This is a genomic window from Shewanella sp. MF05960, assembly GCF_050849305.1.
Classification (GTDB): Bacteria; Pseudomonadota; Gammaproteobacteria; order Enterobacterales; family Shewanellaceae; genus Shewanella.
On the sequence record NZ_JBOZPS010000025.1, the window covers coordinates 1 to 17,164 of the forward strand.

Annotated in this window: 12 protein-coding genes and 1 pseudogene; 5 read left to right on the forward strand and 8 right to left on the reverse strand. The window is 42.7% G+C overall.

Annotated features, from left to right (window positions below):
- Nucleotides 1-285: 285 nt before the first annotated feature.
- The 4 genes and pseudogenes from ACROAE_RS18700 to ACROAE_RS18715 all read left to right on the forward strand — a co-directional run.
- Nucleotides 286-420: pseudogene (locus ACROAE_RS18700) on the forward strand (cobalamin-binding protein); the annotation flags it as partial.
- Nucleotides 421-701: 281 nt separating this feature from the next.
- The gene (locus tag ACROAE_RS18705; protein ID WP_432405056.1) at nt 702-953 is read left to right on the forward strand and encodes a superinfection immunity protein; all 252 of its coding nucleotides are present in this window, start codon (nt 702-704) and stop codon (nt 951-953) included.
- A gap of 124 nt (nt 954-1,077) precedes the next feature.
- The gene (locus ACROAE_RS18710; RefSeq protein ID WP_432405169.1) at nt 1,078-1,302 is read left to right on the forward strand and encodes a PspC domain-containing protein; all 225 of its coding nucleotides are present in this window, start codon (nt 1,078-1,080) and stop codon (nt 1,300-1,302) included.
- Between the two features lie 274 nt (nt 1,303-1,576).
- Nucleotides 1,577-1,900 (forward strand): hypothetical protein, encoded by a 324-nt coding sequence (locus ACROAE_RS18715; RefSeq protein ID WP_432405059.1) that lies wholly within the window; start codon nt 1,577-1,579, stop codon nt 1,898-1,900.
- 62 nt (nt 1,901-1,962) lie between these two features.
- On the opposite strand, the gene ACROAE_RS18720 is transcribed toward ACROAE_RS18715, so the two are convergent.
- Nucleotides 1,963-2,937: a GGDEF domain-containing protein gene (locus ACROAE_RS18720; protein WP_432405065.1), complete on the reverse strand. Its 975-nt coding sequence runs from the start codon at nt 2,935-2,937 to the stop codon at nt 1,963-1,965.
- Nucleotides 2,938-3,996: 1,059 nt separating this feature from the next.
- Here ACROAE_RS18720 and ACROAE_RS18725 point away from each other — a divergent pair.
- Nucleotides 3,997-5,874, forward strand: coding sequence for a methyl-accepting chemotaxis protein (locus ACROAE_RS18725; protein ID WP_432405068.1), 1,878 nt, complete (start codon nt 3,997-3,999; stop codon nt 5,872-5,874).
- A 135-nt stretch (nt 5,875-6,009) separates the two neighbouring features.
- Here the strand turns inward: ACROAE_RS18725 and panP are convergent, their stop codons facing one another.
- From panP to ACROAE_RS18760, 7 genes are all read right to left on the reverse strand, one after another.
- The gene (gene panP / locus ACROAE_RS18730; RefSeq protein WP_432405071.1) at nt 6,010-7,656 is read right to left on the reverse strand and encodes a pyridoxal-dependent aspartate 1-decarboxylase PanP; all 1,647 of its coding nucleotides are present in this window, start codon (nt 7,654-7,656) and stop codon (nt 6,010-6,012) included.
- A gap of 198 nt (nt 7,657-7,854) precedes the next feature.
- Nucleotides 7,855-9,024 carry a glycerate kinase gene (locus ACROAE_RS18735; RefSeq protein WP_432405074.1) on the reverse strand — a complete coding sequence of 390 codons (1,170 nt, stop codon included), beginning with the start codon at nt 9,022-9,024 and terminating at the stop codon, nt 7,855-7,857.
- Nucleotides 9,025-9,040: 16 nt separating this feature from the next.
- Nucleotides 9,041-10,399, reverse strand: a complete 1,359-nt coding sequence (locus ACROAE_RS18740) for a GntP family permease (protein WP_432405077.1) — start codon at nt 10,397-10,399, stop codon at nt 9,041-9,043.
- 145 nt (nt 10,400-10,544) lie between these two features.
- On the reverse strand, nt 10,545-11,699 hold the full coding sequence (locus tag ACROAE_RS18745) for a sugar diacid recognition domain-containing protein (protein WP_432405080.1): 1,155 nt from the start codon (nt 11,697-11,699) through the stop codon (nt 10,545-10,547).
- 304 nt (nt 11,700-12,003) lie between these two features.
- Entirely contained in the window at nt 12,004-14,091 is a 2,088-nt protein-coding gene (locus ACROAE_RS18750) for an MtrB/PioB family decaheme-associated outer membrane protein (RefSeq protein WP_432405083.1), read from the reverse strand.
- Between the two features lie 12 nt (nt 14,092-14,103).
- On the reverse strand, nt 14,104-15,093 hold the full coding sequence (locus ACROAE_RS18755; RefSeq protein ID WP_432405086.1) for a DmsE family decaheme c-type cytochrome: 990 nt from the start codon (nt 15,091-15,093) through the stop codon (nt 14,104-14,106).
- Between the two features lie 97 nt (nt 15,094-15,190).
- The gene (locus ACROAE_RS18760; protein ID WP_432405089.1) at nt 15,191-17,152 is read right to left on the reverse strand and encodes an OmcA/MtrC family decaheme c-type cytochrome; all 1,962 of its coding nucleotides are present in this window, start codon (nt 17,150-17,152) and stop codon (nt 15,191-15,193) included.
- Nucleotides 17,153-17,164: the final 12 nt, after the last annotated feature.

Consider the following 17,164-nt stretch of genomic DNA (forward strand, 5'->3'; position numbering starts at 1 on the left):
ACACCTTACGACCCCGAATATGCAGCTTACTTAGGTACGCGCAAGCGGGCAAAGGAAGGTAGAAACTCATGGTTCGAACCCGTCTTGGCTGCGATATAGGGTGCTGGGTAACAGAACACGCCTTAGCGGAGGCTTGAGCCGTATGCAGTGAAAGTTGCACGTACGGTTCTTAGGAGGGCGGCACTTGGTAACAGGTGTCGCCTATCCGACAGAAATTAGCTTAAGGGACAAATTTTGAACTGTTTTTATAAATGTTTACCCTGATGCCACTAAATTGAACTGGCCGATTGGCCAGAACTTCCCGCAGTAAAAAACCAGCATATATATCAGTTCGATGCAGACTTACTGCACCGTGCAACCCCAAGAGCGATTCAAGGCGTTAATGCCGTTTGCGGGGCGTTGGATAAAGTACGAAATTAAATAACAAGTAACCTTTTTTCAGGATGATCGTTTTGTACCGTGTATTTGCACTTTCCTTTTTACTTTCAGTATCTAAATGTTAAACAATGCCTTGTGCCTGTTTTAGTTGCATATTCAGCAATGACTATTGTAATGTTACCGAGTTGTTATTTATATTGGTGTAATTTCAATGTGAACGTGCATGGCAAAGAGCTAACAAAACGAGCAGATGACGATTTTCTCTTTGCTGCGTTATGTCTAAATATGAGTAAGATTTATCAATTTTAAAAAGGATTAAGTAAATGGATTTTATAGATAAAATGTTGGCAAGTGACAACTATATGTTTATGGCTGCGTTAGTGATAGGCGGGCTTATTCTTTGGTTTCTTCCAGCACTTCTTTCGTTAATTTTTAATAGAAAACACTTCAAATACATTCTATTGGCTTGTATCCCAGCAGGTCTGTCTTTTATCGCCTGGGGCGGCGTGATGGTATGGGCCACCACAGGTAAAGTCTTTGGTAAATATGCTAACAAAATCAAAGAGGAAACTTAACAAATAGTCAGAGCATTAAGCACCGTAGCGTTAATTTTATGGCCTACGGTTACTAACGTCATGATGCTTCGTTACACCAGACCAAGAGGAAATCAACGGCTTGGAAAGTCTAGATAATATAAAAGTGCTAACTCGTGGCGAATCTGCAATTATTGCTGGCGTTTGCTCGGGCATTGCAGAGTATTATCATTTGCGAAAAAACAGCATCAGGTTAGTATTTTTGTTAACTAGCCTATTTTTTGCTATTCCAATATTCGTTTATGTTGTTTTATGGTTAGTGTTACCAAAATACCCAACGACAGACGCCATGGCCCGTGACTTACGGCGAAAAAAGCGACAAAGAAAATAAGCTAACTGCAAAGAATTTAAAGCAGAGTATTAACGCACTGGTTTGTTAAAATAAGGTGTCATCAGATCATACGGTTCAATCTGTTAATCATTTTGGCTGGCGACTGGTATTGATGTATTGCTTCGTGAGCCAGCATAAAGCTCTAATGTATTTTATTTTTGTAAAACGTTATAGCAGAATGTAGATGGGATATCGATCTAATCCTATAGGTGATTGATGTTTTGAAAACCGCCTTACGAATAAGTGTTAACGCATTTTTTAAGGATATTTGATAATGGATATGTCTCAAAAGGAAATCGCAGTGATTAAAGCTGCTATGACATCACGTAATAAAAGTAAGTGGATGCAGCCCGTGTTATTCATGATATTAGTTGGCCTTTTAATCGCCATGTTGTTTGGTGTTTTGCCTCATGAACAGTTTACCTATCTGGCTATTTTCTTAGTCTTTTTCACGATAATATTGCCACAATTAGGTGGTTCGCCAAAATATAATGAACTCGTTGATATCCTTGAAAAAAAGTTGCCGCAACACGACGCTATGGAAAACATGTTGTCTCAAGAATTAAATAAAATACAAGTTAACCAAAATGCTAAATAACGTCTTGTTTGACGGGGAAGTTTTTGTGAATAATGACATCTCACCGTTATGCGTTAATAACACTATTTGTGGCTAAAAACTGCGCAATCACGACCTTTTGCTTTAGCTTGATAAAGTGCTTCATCGGCACGTTGCAACCAAGTGTCTTCGGTTGTACCTGGTACCCAATGAGCAACACCAAATGACACCGTTACCTCTTCACCATCTGGTGTTGTTAACTCCTTTTTAATCGTTGTGCGAAGGTCATCAAAAAACGTATGTTGTCTATCGTTATTCTCGGGAATTAAGAGTACAAACTCTTCCCCACCAAATCGGTAAAGTTTGTCATATTTACGAATATTCGATGTGGTAATGGTGACAAAGTCTTGCAGTATTTTGTCACCAACAGCATGGCCAAATTTATCATTAACTTTTTTGAAATAATCTAAATCTAGTATGACCAAAAAATATTTAATATCGTTATGCTCGGCGTTAGCCAGAGCGACTTTCAAATCTGAACTCATTGCTCGACGATTAAAGGCACCCGTTAATACGTCCACCGTATTAAGTGTTTCAAGTAAACGAAATTGCTTTAACCCATGGCTGGCATAAACGAAGGCACTTAATGACAACATTGACGTTGTTATAATGAAAGAGTCCTCTGAAATAGTGTTAAAAATATCAGATAGTTCAACTACCGAAATACCGGCGATAATATTTATACAAAAGGCTTCAACTGGCTTTACCAAAATGAAAGTGCTTGCGAAGACGGGGTAAACCCACAAAAAACTATCGACTCCGTTAGCGATTGCGATGATGACAACACCTGCATTAATAAATACTGCTATCACCGCACTTACCATTCGGATTTTTTTCGAGTAATACGCGTATGTGACTAAAGATATAATCCCTAGGATAAGTATTGTATCAATGATAGTCGCCGTGAAGTTTCCAGCCAAATAACGTATCACTACAAATGGGGAAACGCCTAACACAGCGACAGCACTGAGTAGCAACAATAACGACAGTTGATATTTTTCTTGTAGCTGATTAATCATGACGTTACTCGTAGTAAAGTGAATTATGATACTTATCAAGCTGGTTTAATTAACAAATGCATTATTTGCTTGAGGATCCAGCCAGTCTTTTTGCTCTAGAATACTACATAATAGGGTATTTTTTCTTACCTATAATCTACATAGGGTAGTCTTTTTAACAATCAGAATTTAGTAAGAACAGAGTAAATATTTATATTTGCACTGCGGCATCATTTACGTTGGTCATGAGATCACGTAGTTTCGTCGTCTTGCACCCTTGTTCCTCCGTTCTGACCCTGCCAACTCGCCTCTAGTTTACGCCTAATATGATGTTCTTATTGATCAGATCGCAAATTTACTCGCTGCTTTCTCTGGAGCAATCCTGATGGTGGTAATTTGTTTACTCATACTGGCTTCATCTTTAAACCAGTTGTCTACCTCAGTCGGTGATTCATTGATTTGGATGTTAATGATCGTTGATATGGGAAAGATTTTAAAAGTCTTTTATGGATTCAATACCTTGCTTCGTAATGTTTGGGCCGGACAGACAGTCAACTAAATTAGAGTTTATGGAGTATTTTATAGATGTGATTTAAGCGAAACCCTGAGCTCGCTTAAATAGATAGCTCCGCAGCTTCTGATTTGTCTGCATCACTCAACATTTATGTTAATGATTTAGTTTGCTGGCCATTAATCGTGCAGGTCTGGCAGAAGATTTTTGCTCTCAAGGTTACTCAAGCCTGTTTTAAATAATTGCTGACTCTCAAATCAATGATACGACGACTGACTATAGTTATAGCGCTATCTGGGATCTATTCGCTCCTGATTTTTCGCATGTCTTTTTGATGAATACTGTTTTCGGCATATTTATGCCGTGCAGCTATTTAATTTTATGGTTTTGAACCGATAAAGTATTTAGTCACTTTATAAAGTCTCACCAAATCTCCACAGTGGCTTATAGTTATACATATTAAGTTGCTATATCTGTTAATAACATGGCTCAAAAGTTCAATTACTCAAAAAGATCAATTACTCAAAAATAACTATGATTCAAAGTATGACAATAATTTAGGAGTGGCAATGAGCGCAAAATTCAAGTTGGTCAGCTTTATTGGTGGTTTATTTGCTGCCGTAATTGTATTGATCACTACCGTGAGTTACTTAAATTTTAAAGCATCATCTGTACATGATTACAGTGAAAAATTAGGTAATGAAGCTCATCTGATCGCGGATGCATTAGAACAAAGAATGCTACGTTACTTTGACAGCTTGTCGTTAGTCGCTGCAAATATGCCAATAGATGAGGGGCAACTTAATATTGATGAAATTAAGCTACAGTTGGCTCATGTAGAGAAAGATCTCGGTGTGTTAGAAGCCTATATTGGCCTGGAAAATGGTGAAACGTATTTACCTAATGGCGTAATTCCAAACTTTAATGCAGTAGAGCTTAAGCGTGAATGGTATGTCAGGGCTTTTGCTGGTGAACAATACATTGTCACTACTCCTTATATTAGTAGTACCGGAACACCAGTAATGGCGGTTGCCGTTCCTGTTATCCGTGGAGGAAAAACAATAGCGGTATTGTGCGTTAATATTGGAGTGCAATCGATTACCGATTTCATTGCTGGATTGTCTGAAAGTGGCCAGTTGTATGTGAGCCGAGAAGATGGATTTATTTTAGCTTCTAAGTATCCAGACCAGATTGGTAAAAACTTATTCGATGTACAACCTGATTTTACCCCATTTAAAAACAGTGATTCAACAGGGATAAATTACCAACAGGCTGGCGTGGATTACTTTGCACTCAATGCTAAGTTAGCCGCCTTAGGTTGGAGTGTATGGTCTTGGGATCGTTGGCAGAATATTAATGCCGCATCAACAACCAACTTAATACTGAGCGTAGGTATTGCTGTGTTGGCATTATTGGCGTCATTGGCGCTAACGTATGTATTAGTGACACGGCTTATGTACCGCCCAATTGGTGGTGAACCAACCGATATTGAAGAAATTGTTAAACGAGTCGCTAAAGGGGATTTATCTGCTGCAGGGATTGGAACTGGCGATGAAACCGGCGTGTACGCTGCTACGTTAGTGATGGTGAAGCAACTCACCTCCACACTGCAGCGCATAAATAGCGCAAGTACTGAGTTAATGAAATCTTCAGATAAAATGTTTTCAGCAGCATCAAATGTGAGTCAAAGTTCGGAATCACAAATGTTGCAGTTAGAGCAAACGTCGACCGCCATGAATGAAATGACGGTTACTGTCGATGAAGTTGCTCGTAATGCTTTACAGGCGTCGACGGCCGCAGATGAAGCGCAAAAGTCGTCAGAAGGCGGTATCCAAATCGTGAATGAAATGAATACTGAAATTACCATCCTAGTGGGCGGGTTAGATAAAGTGGTATCAGTAACGACTCGACTTGAGCAAGAAACTCAGCGCATTGGCGGCATTTTGGAAGTGATTGATAGCATTTCGGAACAAACCAATCTTTTAGCGCTTAATGCTGCTATTGAAGCGGCGCGAGCGGGTGAGCATGGTCGTGGTTTTGCTGTGGTGGCAGATGAAGTCAGAAACTTGGCTAATCGTACTAAAGAAAGTACTCGTGAAATTCAAGATATGATCAGCAAATTGCAGACTGAAGCAAAAGAGTCGGTGAGTTTGATGCAAGTGAATATGAAAAATGCCCAAAGTACTGCGGCGCGTTCTGCCAGTGCAAACGAAGCATTAGTAGCTATATTGCAGTCAGTGTCGTTGATTTTAGATATGAATAACCAAATTGCCACCGCTGCTGAAGAACAAACCCATGTAGCGGCAGAAATTAATCAAAGTATTGTGGCGATTAATGATTTGGCAAAAGACACGTTTGATAGTGCACAAAGTAACAGCCATACCGCGACTGAGTTAAAAGGTATTTCTGCGCAATTGAACAAGTCTGTAGAGGTGTTCACTTTTTAAGCGTTGATCTTTTTACATGTGGTTTGCAAATGACTTTGGTTGATAACGCCTATTTACTGTTGATTTTTCAATAGTAAATAGGCTTTTTTAAGTTGCAGCTCACTCAGCTCACTCAGCTCACTCAGCTCACTCAGCTTAATTCATTAATGCCATGATTTGTGGTAAAAATTCATTGTCCAACGCGGCTATCTCAACTTGTTCAGTCAACACGTCATGCAATATTTGCTCGTTTGTGAGAGGGTTAGCTAATACCACTCTAAAAACTGTGGTGTGCTGCCTGAAATATTTGGCTGGTTTAATACGGGTACGAGAGACAAATGACTTACCTTGTTCACGTTGATGCTTTTGAATAAATTGGGTTAAGCCGTCGAGAAGCTCATTGATTTTACGAACCAAAGGCTCGTTATTGCTTGCTACTGCTTCGTTAAGTAACTGCTGAACTGTGCTGGGAATATATCGATAAGTGAGTAAACACAACTCAGGTTTGGTCACTAATTCAAACTCTGGGTGTTGCTCAATAATCGATGCAAAATAATGGGCTTTTTCTAGGCTGTTATTAATTAAAATCTCATAACCGTCGCGACCAATAATTTGCAGACACGCATGTACTAGCATAGCCATGCCTGGGCGAGAGCCCTCTAGTGTTTGGCTGCCTAAATCCTTAGAGCCCACACGTAAAATATATTCAGCATGATGCACAATGGCTTGTGCTAGCTCAGGATCTTTAAACATCACCATGCCGGCCCCCATTGGCACATACATCTGTTTATGAGCATCAATGGTGACCGAGTCAGCAAGTTCTATGCCTTTGAGTAAATGGCGGTATTTGTTCGACAATAGGCTTGCGCCGCCCCAAGCAGCATCAACGTGGAAATGGCATTGTAATTCTGCCGCAAGTTGAGCCAGTTCTGTCAATGGGTCGACATTGCCGGTTTCGGTTGTGCCTGCAACGCCGACAATGGCCATCACTTTAATATTTTGTGTCGCTAATTTTTTAGCGGCTGCGCGCATTGCCTCAACGTCGACTTTATTGTCATGATCAGTTGGGATACTCACAATGTTGTCGCGACCAATACCGAGTAAGTCAGCGGTTTTACCAAGAGAGTAATGGCCACGCTCAGACACTAAAATGGCTAAATCATCAAATCCATAAAACCGCAGCGCTTTTGGCATGCCTTCGCGGGTGATGCCTTTAAAGTCATCTTGCGGTTTGAGCAATCGGTTACGGGCAATCCATAATGCGGTGATGTTTGCGACAGTGCCACCAGAGCAAAATGCACCCAAGGAATGATTAGCGCTGTGCATCCATTGGTCATAAAAGTGACTTGGTTGTTGATAAATGAGGTGGTGCATCATGCCTAACACCTGACGCTCTAGCGGGGTAAAAGCTTTGGATGTTTCAATTTTAACTAAGTTTTGATTCAATCCGACCATCATTTTAGACAACGGCAGTACAAAATATGGCAGGGCTGAGGTCATGTGACCAATAAAGCTCGGCGCCGCAGTATGAACGGAGTGGGCCACTAAATTACGCATGATTTCGTCAGCGTAGTCAGACACAAAAGTGGGGTCTACTGGAATTTGATGGGCATTAAAGTCAGTTTCGATTTCTGATAACGGTTTTTCTAATGCCGCAATGCTATTGCCTAAAAATCCGGCTAAGTCTTGCGATAACCTCTGTTCAATAATGCTTAGCGTCGATGAAGCATCTTCAGGTGCGGTAAAAATCCGCAATAAACTGTCTGCTGAAGCCTGTGCTTGACGCGGAATTTTTGAGGTCATTGTGCTTGCCGTAGTGGTGAGAACTGCATCCTATAGACGATGATCAATGCGTTAAAATACGCGCTATGTCTACAGGACGAAAAGAGGGTGCTAACTTTACTGTAAGCCTTGCTTAGCTTCAAGTATTTATACTACTTACGCATTAAAAAGCGCCTAACACGATTGAGTATTAGGCGCTGGTGGTGGCTCACTTTACACTTAGTTTTGCTTGAATGAGAGCGACCATACCGCGGCAATATTCTGCGCCGTATTGGTTAGGTTTACCTGAGCATCAGACAAGACTTGTTCTAAAGATTGTACCGCAGGAATAATAGGGAAGATGGCTTTCATTCCATGTTGAATAATCGCATCAGCGTTATCACCTAAGCAGCCGGCTATCGCAATTGTGGGCACGTTGTATCTTTTGGCCACATTGAGCACACCCATTGGGGTTTTGCCATAGACAGTTTGAGCATCAATACGCCCTTCGCCTGTAATGACTAAATCTGCATCTTGACAATGTTTTGCCAACTCAACGCTTTGGGTGACAATTTCAACTCCAGGTTTTAAGGTCGCGGCTAAAAGTGCCATTACGCCAAATCCCATTCCACCCGCCGCGCCCGCTCCAGCTTGATGTTCACAATCCAATGTAATCTGTGGTGTGTGTTGACGGTTAATCACATTGGCAAAGTGGGCTAATGCCTGGTCGAGTTGTTCTACCATGGCAGGACTTGCCCCTTTTTGTGGACCAAAAATGGCACTAGCCCCTCGAGGCCCACATAATGGATTGTCTACATCACAGGCGACTTCTATTGTGCAATCACTGATATTTGGGTGCAGTGATTGAATATCTATACTGTGCAATGTCGCAAGTGCTGCACCACCCAATTTAATATTGGTCCCTGCAATATCAGTGAGTTTTGCACCAAGCGCTTGCATCATGCCGGCGCCAGCATCATTGGTCGCGCTGCCACCTAAGCCTAAAATGATGTGCCTGATCCCCTGATTAAGTGCATCGGCGATTAATTCGCCGACACCAAAACTGGTGGTCAATAGCGGGTTTCGTTGTGTTGGTGGCACTAAATGAAGGCCTGATGCTGCCGCCATCTCAATGACGGCAGTATGCTGACCGTTTGCATCAGGTTGTCCAAGAATGCCATAAAATGCCTTTACCGGAGTGCCTAACGGCCCTGTAACGCGACGTTCTATTATATGTCCACCGGTTGCATCCACCATAGCTTGTACTGTTCCTTCGCCACCATCAGCCATGGGAACTTTACAATATTGCGCATCGGGGAAAATATGCTTAAACCCTTGCTCAATAGCGTTTGCCACTTCAAGTGCACTAAGGCTTTCTTTAAACGAGTCTGGTGCAATTACGATTTTCATATATGGCCCTGATAATTTACAGTAAAAATAAACTGAGGAGGTACACAGTAATCATGGCGGTGACACCTTGGATTAATGTAGCTGCCGTTTGTGCGCGGTAAGCTTGCTTAACACTCATGCGGCTAAACTGGGTGACAACCCAAAAGAAGCTGTCATTAGCATGCGATACTGTCATTGCGCCAGCGCCAATTGCCATCACTGTTAGTACGCGGCCCATTTCAGAATCAAGACCGATATCACCCAATAATGGTGCGACCAATGCTGAAGTGGCCACTAAAGCTACCGTTGATGAACCTTGTGCTGACTTTAATGCACTGGCGACGATAAAGGGCATAAATATCCCGACGCCTAATGCCGATAAACTGCTGCCAAGGAATGCGCCAATTTCTGTTGCTTTTAACACTGCGCCAAATGCGCCACCGGCACCCGTGATCAGTAAAATAGGTGCAGCAACCACTAAACCTTGACTGATCCGCTCACTGAACTCGGCAATTTTTTTATCACTTTTTAAAAGTGATAAAGACAGCAGCAAACCAATCATTAAGGCATTAACCGGTTGACCTAAAAACACCAATATTGAAAATATGCCTTCTTCGCCAAGTGGTTTTGACGGGAAGCTGGCGATAGAGCCTAAACAAATCAACGCAATGGGTACAAAAATCGGCGCAAATGCTTTAGTTGGGCTTGGTAATTTACCGTATGCATTTTTAAGGTCATCGAGTTGATCAAGTTGTTGAATTAACTCTTCTGCGCCTTCACCGTCAGGTTCTTCGTTTTTAAAGCGATTAGCCCAAAGCATGCCTGCAAATGCAGCGATAGCGGCCACAAAGACACCGACAGCAATGACTAAGCCTAATTGTGACTCTAGGCCTAAGTTGCCTGCAGCGGCAATTGGCCCTGGCGTTGGCGGTACAAATGTATGGGTTGCATAAAGCCCCGTCGCTAACGCAACACTCATTGCCACGTTAGACACCTTCATACGGTGGGCCATTGATTGCTTTAACGAATTTAAAATCACGAAGCCTGAGTCGCAAAAAACCGGGATTGATACCAGGTAGCCGATAATCGACATGGTTAAGGTTGGAAAGCGTTGTCCAAAAAGCTTAATGACTACTTCTGCCATGGTAATGGCCGCGCCACTTTTTTCTAAAATGGTTCCAATAATTGTCCCCAAGACAATCACCAAACCAATGTAACCAAGAATGCCTCCAAAACCGTTAGTGATGGTTTTGGCAATTTCTTGGCTTGGCAGGCCGTAAGCAAAAGCGGCAATAAATGACGCTAAGATTAAGGTTAAGAACGGATGTAGTTTAAATTTGGAGGTGGCAACCACGATAAACGCGATAACGCCGAGTAGGATCAATATTAAGCCCATAGGTTACTCATTATTATTGTTTGAGGGTAAAAACACTCAACAATAGTAAATCATTAGGCCAAAATTGCTTTGTTCATTTGCATTAACTGCGTAGGTAGTTTGTTTTGTTTGTTGTGCATATGCACAATTCATTGTGCTGGTTAATTTATTCTGGCTGATGGATAAGTTGCCCGAGGTACAAACTGAGTAAGCCATTGAAATTATGCAAATCAATATTGGTCACGTTTTGAATTTTATCAAGGCGATAACGAAGGGTGTTTCTATGGATAAACAAGCTGTTGGCACACGCTTGTAAGTCACCCATGTGCTGTAAATATGCCGCTAAGGTTTTTTGTAATTGTTGATTATTGTCAGCTTCAATTAACTTTTGATAAGGCGCTGCAAGTGCATTACCTCGCCAGTGATGACGTAAGCCCGAAAGTAACACCGGTAAGCTGTAGTCTTGATAAAGGTATTTGCTTTTTTCTGGGTGGTATTTTTTGCCAATGTCGAGGGTTTCTTGGGCTGTACGGTAAGAGTGTGTAATGCCTAAATCACCACTAAAATAATGGCCTAATGCAATATGTAAACGCAATTGCATGTTTGCTGGCAGGCGTTTGAGTAATTTATCGATGCGCTGGCTTTCAAGTTCGGGGTCAAATTGCTTGCCGTCTAGAAATGCCGGTTTAAGGATCACTAATTGAGTGAGCGATGTCATAGCGATTAAATTGTCACGCATGGGGTGTTGCAGCAAGTACATCACTTGTTTGAGTGCTTGATTGTCTTGCTGGAAAGCCGCGTTATGGCTGTCGAGTTCAATGATGGCTGCAACTCGTGGTACGGATAAATCAATACCTAATTGCAATGCCCACTGTTTTAGTGACGGCAGTTCTGCTTCGCTCGCAAGAATAAGCTGTGAAATAAACTCTTCTTTTTGGCGATTTTGCCACTGTAGCTGCTCTTGCAAGTTAGCTTGCTCGACAATCATTTCAGCCGTCATTTTAAGTAATTCGCCATAATGGCTTAAAGTGTCAGGCTCGCCAGTGATGCCAATTGCGCCAACAACTTGCCCCTGGTAGTGCAGGGGAAGGTTTAAACCAGGTTTTACGCCTTGTAAATTAGCGGCAATGGTGTGATTTATTTCGACGTTACGGTTTTGGCTAATGGCAAGTAAAGCGCCTTCATGAATGGTGCCGATACGGTGCTTTTCACCTGAACCGAGAATGACAGCTTGTGCGTTCATGACATTGATATTGTGGCCAATTATTTTCATTGTGCGGTCGACAATTTTACCCGCAATATCTGTATCAATTTGAAGCATGATCCCCTCGAACTTCCATCGTGTGTGGCAATAACGCCGCCATTGAGATCATGATAACTTATGTGTGTTGATAGTGGCAGTCAATGTTAAAAAATGCATTTGAGGAGGGAGAGGCAGGGTAAATAACAATAAAATGTGGGCAACATCCTTTTGCCCAAATTTCAATCACAAGGTATTCACCTTGTTAATGTAATGTTAAATGTGGTGGTGTTGCAAGTTTTTTGTCCACAATATAAAAATGCCAACATAAAGATGTTGGCATTTAATCGTTAACACTATCGTTAACACTATCGTTTATAAGTCTTTATAAGCTATAGCGCATGCTCAGCATAATCATATGTGCAGTGTAATCATGGTCTACATTGCCAAAGCTGACTACGTTCCAGATGGTGTCTGGGTTGAGGTCGTTGGCGTCGTCGTTATCAAGGTATTTTTCCATTTTGTAGTCAACACGAATGCTCATATTGTCTGTGGCTTGATATTGGCCATATAGATTGATGTTATGCACTTTAGCAAAGTAATCGCCGTAATCGCCGGTGATCCCCTGGCTCACTTGAGTGGTACTGTCTGAATCAGAGTAGGAATAATCTAGGCCCAGTTTTAGTCGGCTGTCCATTAAGTTGCTGTAACTCATCCCTGCACCGACATAATCAATGGTGTCTTCAATGTCAGCTTGCCAGTTGGCGACGCTAAAACTTGAACTGCCTGATTGTTCAGATTCAATGATTTGATGATTGTAAAATGCATTTAGCGATAGATCAGCATTGACCATGTAATGCAGATTAATATCGTAATAAGTGTCTGTTGATTTGGTGAGACCAATGTCGGTCTCAGTGTAATCGTCTAATGCGTAGCGCGCACCAAAGTCGACGGTTAAATCGGTTAATGGCGTGTGGCTGAAACGTGCTTCTAGTTGGCTGCGGTCACGATCGGCAAGATAGTAACGACGTAATAGTGCATTTTGCTCTGATGACGATGACATCGATGCGTTGTATTGTGAACCGTCACGCTGGCTCACGCTGCCTTTTAACCACATATTCCACATGTCAAAGCTGTTAACATTGACCCGCGCCCATAAGGTGTCTTCATCGGTGGTTTCACGGTCTTGATAGCTACGCTCTTCGCGCTTAAAGTCGTAACCGCCATCAAGCTTTATACCGTGGGTAATACGATAGTCACTTGATAATTTGGCGCGGTGAGTGGTGAGATCATACGGCGTGTTGTACGCAGCTTCTCCGGTGACATCGTTGATACTGATTTGGGTCCATTGTTCGATTTGAGTTTTATTATCTCGGTCGTTGTAGTCATAACTGCCACTGACATGCCAAGCGCGGTTAAGTCGTGTCACCGCCTTTAAGGTCGCGCCGGTGATATCCACTTTTGCATCAATACTGTTTGCGGGGAGTGGGTATCCGTAACCTATAGTCGTGAGTGTTTGATCTTGCGTCATTTGCCCAATCAGTAAGCGACCACTTAGGTTCGTCATGGCCATATTATATTGACCTAATAAAGACACTGTGTGGGCTTCGTTATCAGGATCTAGTGCAATATAGCCCGTCGTTTGTGCGCCAAACGTTGGATTAAATGCGCTGTCAAAACCGAGTTGATTATTGTCATTTTTAAACACTGAGCCAGTGTAATTTACGCTGGTAAACCAATTGTCTCCGCGAAGCTTAATGCCCGCATTGAGGATGTCGGTGGTGTAATCGACAGGCTCTGCCAACATCATAGACTGGTTATAAAAACTGCCTGATGTGGTTTTAGTACCGGTTTTCTCTTCACGTTGAAAATTCACATAAGTGGTAAACAGCGATTCTGTCTGGTATTCAAACCCAAGCCCTGTACGGTCACGCGTTAATGATAGTTCTACAGGATTTAAGCTACTGTAGAGCATTGGCATGTCAGGGCTTGAGCCTGCTGTGACCCAATTGTCTGGCAGTGATAGGTAATCACTGCCAATATTTTGATATGGGCTTAACGCACTGTTTGATTGATAGTGGGCAAAAGAGCGGTAGTTAACATTGATGTTATATACGCTTTGTTTACCGACATCGATATCGATACGGCCATTATCCATACCGAGATTGTGAGCCTCAACATTCGCTTGATAACCTGTTTCGCCTTTATAGCGAATATCCGCGTCTACTTTGCCTGCTACTTGGTTACTGCTATTGAATGCATTGGCAGATTGAATATCATCTTCGCCGTTATAGGCTATGCCTGCTTCGACGTAACCTGTTGTGCCAGTTTCAACCACGCAACCTTTACATTGCCAGGCATCGAATTTAACGCTGTCTGTTTTTGCATTCATTAAGCCATAGCCTTGTGCGAATAAGCCAAAACTACAACTTGATAATAACGCTAAGGTGATGATGTTTAATTTTGTTTTCATGTCGTTATCTCCTTAGCGCTGCAATAACTTGCCCGATGGATGGTTTGATCCATGGACTTGGCTATGACAGTTTAAGCAGCTTCGTCCGCCAGTAAATGCATTGCCAGTTACTGTTGAACCCATATCGGTGTTGCCAAGGTAGGCACTACTTGTGTGGCCGTCGCCTGAGTGACATTGCTGGCATAATTGTGGAGCACGCGTTTTTAACATTGCATCATTAACCGACCCGTGAGGGTTATGGCAATTTGCGCAATTTTCTGTCACGGGTGCATGCTCCCACAGCTTTGGGCCGCGCTTCTCTGCATGGCAGGTATAGCAAGTTTCGTTAACAGTAGGTTGAACAAGATCTGCATCACTTAAGCTGCCATGGGCATTATGACAATCGCTACAGGTCATTTGGTTCCATTTCATAGGATGACTTGTCCGTTTGTTCATGTCGGCTTTTTGTTTAGTGTGACAGCTGGTACAAACGTCCATTTCGGTTTGCTTTGATAATACAGGGTCGTGCGCGGCATGAACGCTGTGACAAGAAGCACAGGCTACGTCTGCATTTGCATGATGGCTGCTTTCCCATGTCATGCGTTTGTCGTCATTGTGACAACTCATACAAACGCTGTTTTGCTTATCCGCTGCGAGGCTTGAGTTCGGGCCAAAGGTAATCATCGGCTCTTTGCCGCCACGATTGTGGGTGCCTAATGGGCCGTGGCACGCTTCACACTGTAGGCCTGCCATTGGGCTTTTTGATGAGTCAATTGCACCATGGACACCTTTAAAGAGGTCCATGACTTTTTCTGATTTTTTATGACACATTAAACATGAGTCTGCGCCTTTAGGGGAGTATTTTCCTTCGGCGAACTTTTTATCGAGTGTGGCTTCAACTTCAGCCGGTGTCATGGTGGCATCCCACTTTGCTGCGTGTACTTGATTTGACAAAAATACGGTTGATGCCGTCAAGCAAAGTAGGGCGAGTAGTAGGGTATTAATTTGGTTTGTGGTCTTCATAAGTAGACTTCCTAATTTGTCCATTGTGATGATCAACAGTCTGATAATGTATGTCACAGCTTGAGAGAGAAGCCTGGCTTCTCTCTCAATGAACAGATTACAGTTTTACTTGAGTGTGATTTTCAATGCTAGGTGCGTGGCAGTAGAAACAAGTTTCTAACTGCGCAGCATCGTTTGCTTCTTGGTAGCTTCCGTTGACAATAGCGCCCTGGCTGGTTGCATGTTGCGAGATTTCATCAAAGCCATGACAAGATGCACATGTTGCTGTGATAGGTGTGGTGTATAAGCCCGCTGAAGTGGCAAGGGCACCTTTCACTTTAAATGCATCTAGGTTGAAGTCGTCGTGACATTGAGTACAGTCTTTAATAATACCTTGCTCGCCATGTACACTGTGAAGTTTCATTTCAAGTGCGCCTTGGTTTGCGCCAGAAGCATAGGTTCCGTCTGGTGTATGACAAGTGACACATCCATCCACACCTACGGTCATTTCACCGTTTAGCTCACGGCCCAATTGTTCAGTCATGATAAACCCAGCATGATAACCTTTATGCAGTTCAAAGGTTTCTCCGTGGCAGCTTTCACAAGAAGCAAAATTAACTGAGTCGATATGACGGTAACTAGGGGCATTACCTGAGTAGGTTGCATGGGCAAGTTCTGCTTTCATGCTGGTGGTGGCGACGCCATCGGCACAATCGATTGCTTGGCTCCCGTCGTTACACATTTCTAGGCCAATAAAGCTAAAGGCTGTGTCGGTATCACCACTACCAAAAGGTAGCGATGCGATGCTGTAAACTAGTTTGCCATCTGCAATGGTTACATCAGTTTGCAACAGACCCACTTTAATAAAGTCTTTACTCACTTTAGCAAGTCCACTGCCTGGGCTGGCGTTGTACCCCATGATAGGGAAGTTTGGCCCAACGTTAGTGATGGTTTCAAGACGTTGGATTTTGCTCACAAGTGAAGTTGCATCAATTGCTGCGCCAGCAGCGTCTAACATGGTTACTGATAACGTGGCTGACTTATCTTCTGCTGTGGCTTTATTGGCGACCAATGTCGCACTCATACCATATTGGTTGATAAAGGCTTTTTTCTCGCCAAAGGCTGAGGTATGTAAGGTTTCGGTCCAGCTTGCATTATGACAAGCGATACAGTTTGAGTTATCAACTTGTTGCGGGTGGCCTTGGCCTGTTTTAAAGTCAATGTCGGTATGACAGCTGCTACACGCTTCCATGGTTGGAATGCGTGTCCAGTTATTCCATTCAGTTAATTGTTCTGACTCAACATGGCACGTTGTACAGTTGTCTTGCACGATTGCGTGCGCGGCTTCTGCGCTTTTATCGAGATTACGTCCGTACATTTTTGCGTTGTTATGAACGTTATGTATAAGGTGGCTAAAGTCGACTTGTACTTTGTCTTTTTCGATTGCCATTTCGTTGGTGTGACAACTTACACAGGTCGTTAAGTCGGTATAGCTGTGATAAATGCTTTCGCCTTTTACGTGGCAAGTATTACAGGTGGCATCGCTAACAATATTTTTGGTGTATTTAGCACTATAGCCTTCACCGTCAAAGTCTTCTGTGATTTCAGCTCTGGGTGATGTTGAGACGCCATCAAGGAGTGTTGATGCGCTTGATATGACATTGTAACGTTGTGTGAGCTCTGGATTAAACCCTTCAACATTCACGGTAAAAGTGTATTTGCCGTTGCCTAAATCGGTAAACGTTTTTTCCGAACCTATGTATTGCCATTGGGCTGAATTACCTGCACCGCTAGCACCGGCAGGAATTAACTGAACCACTTTTTTGACTTCTAATGCTGATAATCCTGCGATAGGCAGATCATTTTCATTGGTCGCAAATACAGTGACTGTTGGCTTGTTGTCTTGGTAGGTCACATCGGTAATATCAAGGTTAAGCACTTGAATGGTTACCGCTGGCTCACCACCTGGATTGCCAGGGTTACCTGGTTCGCCGTCACTGCCGCCGCCACAACCTACCAGTGTCATTGATGCTGACATAGCAAGTAATAATGCAATTTTTGTGTGTGTTATATTCATCATCTTTTCCCTGCA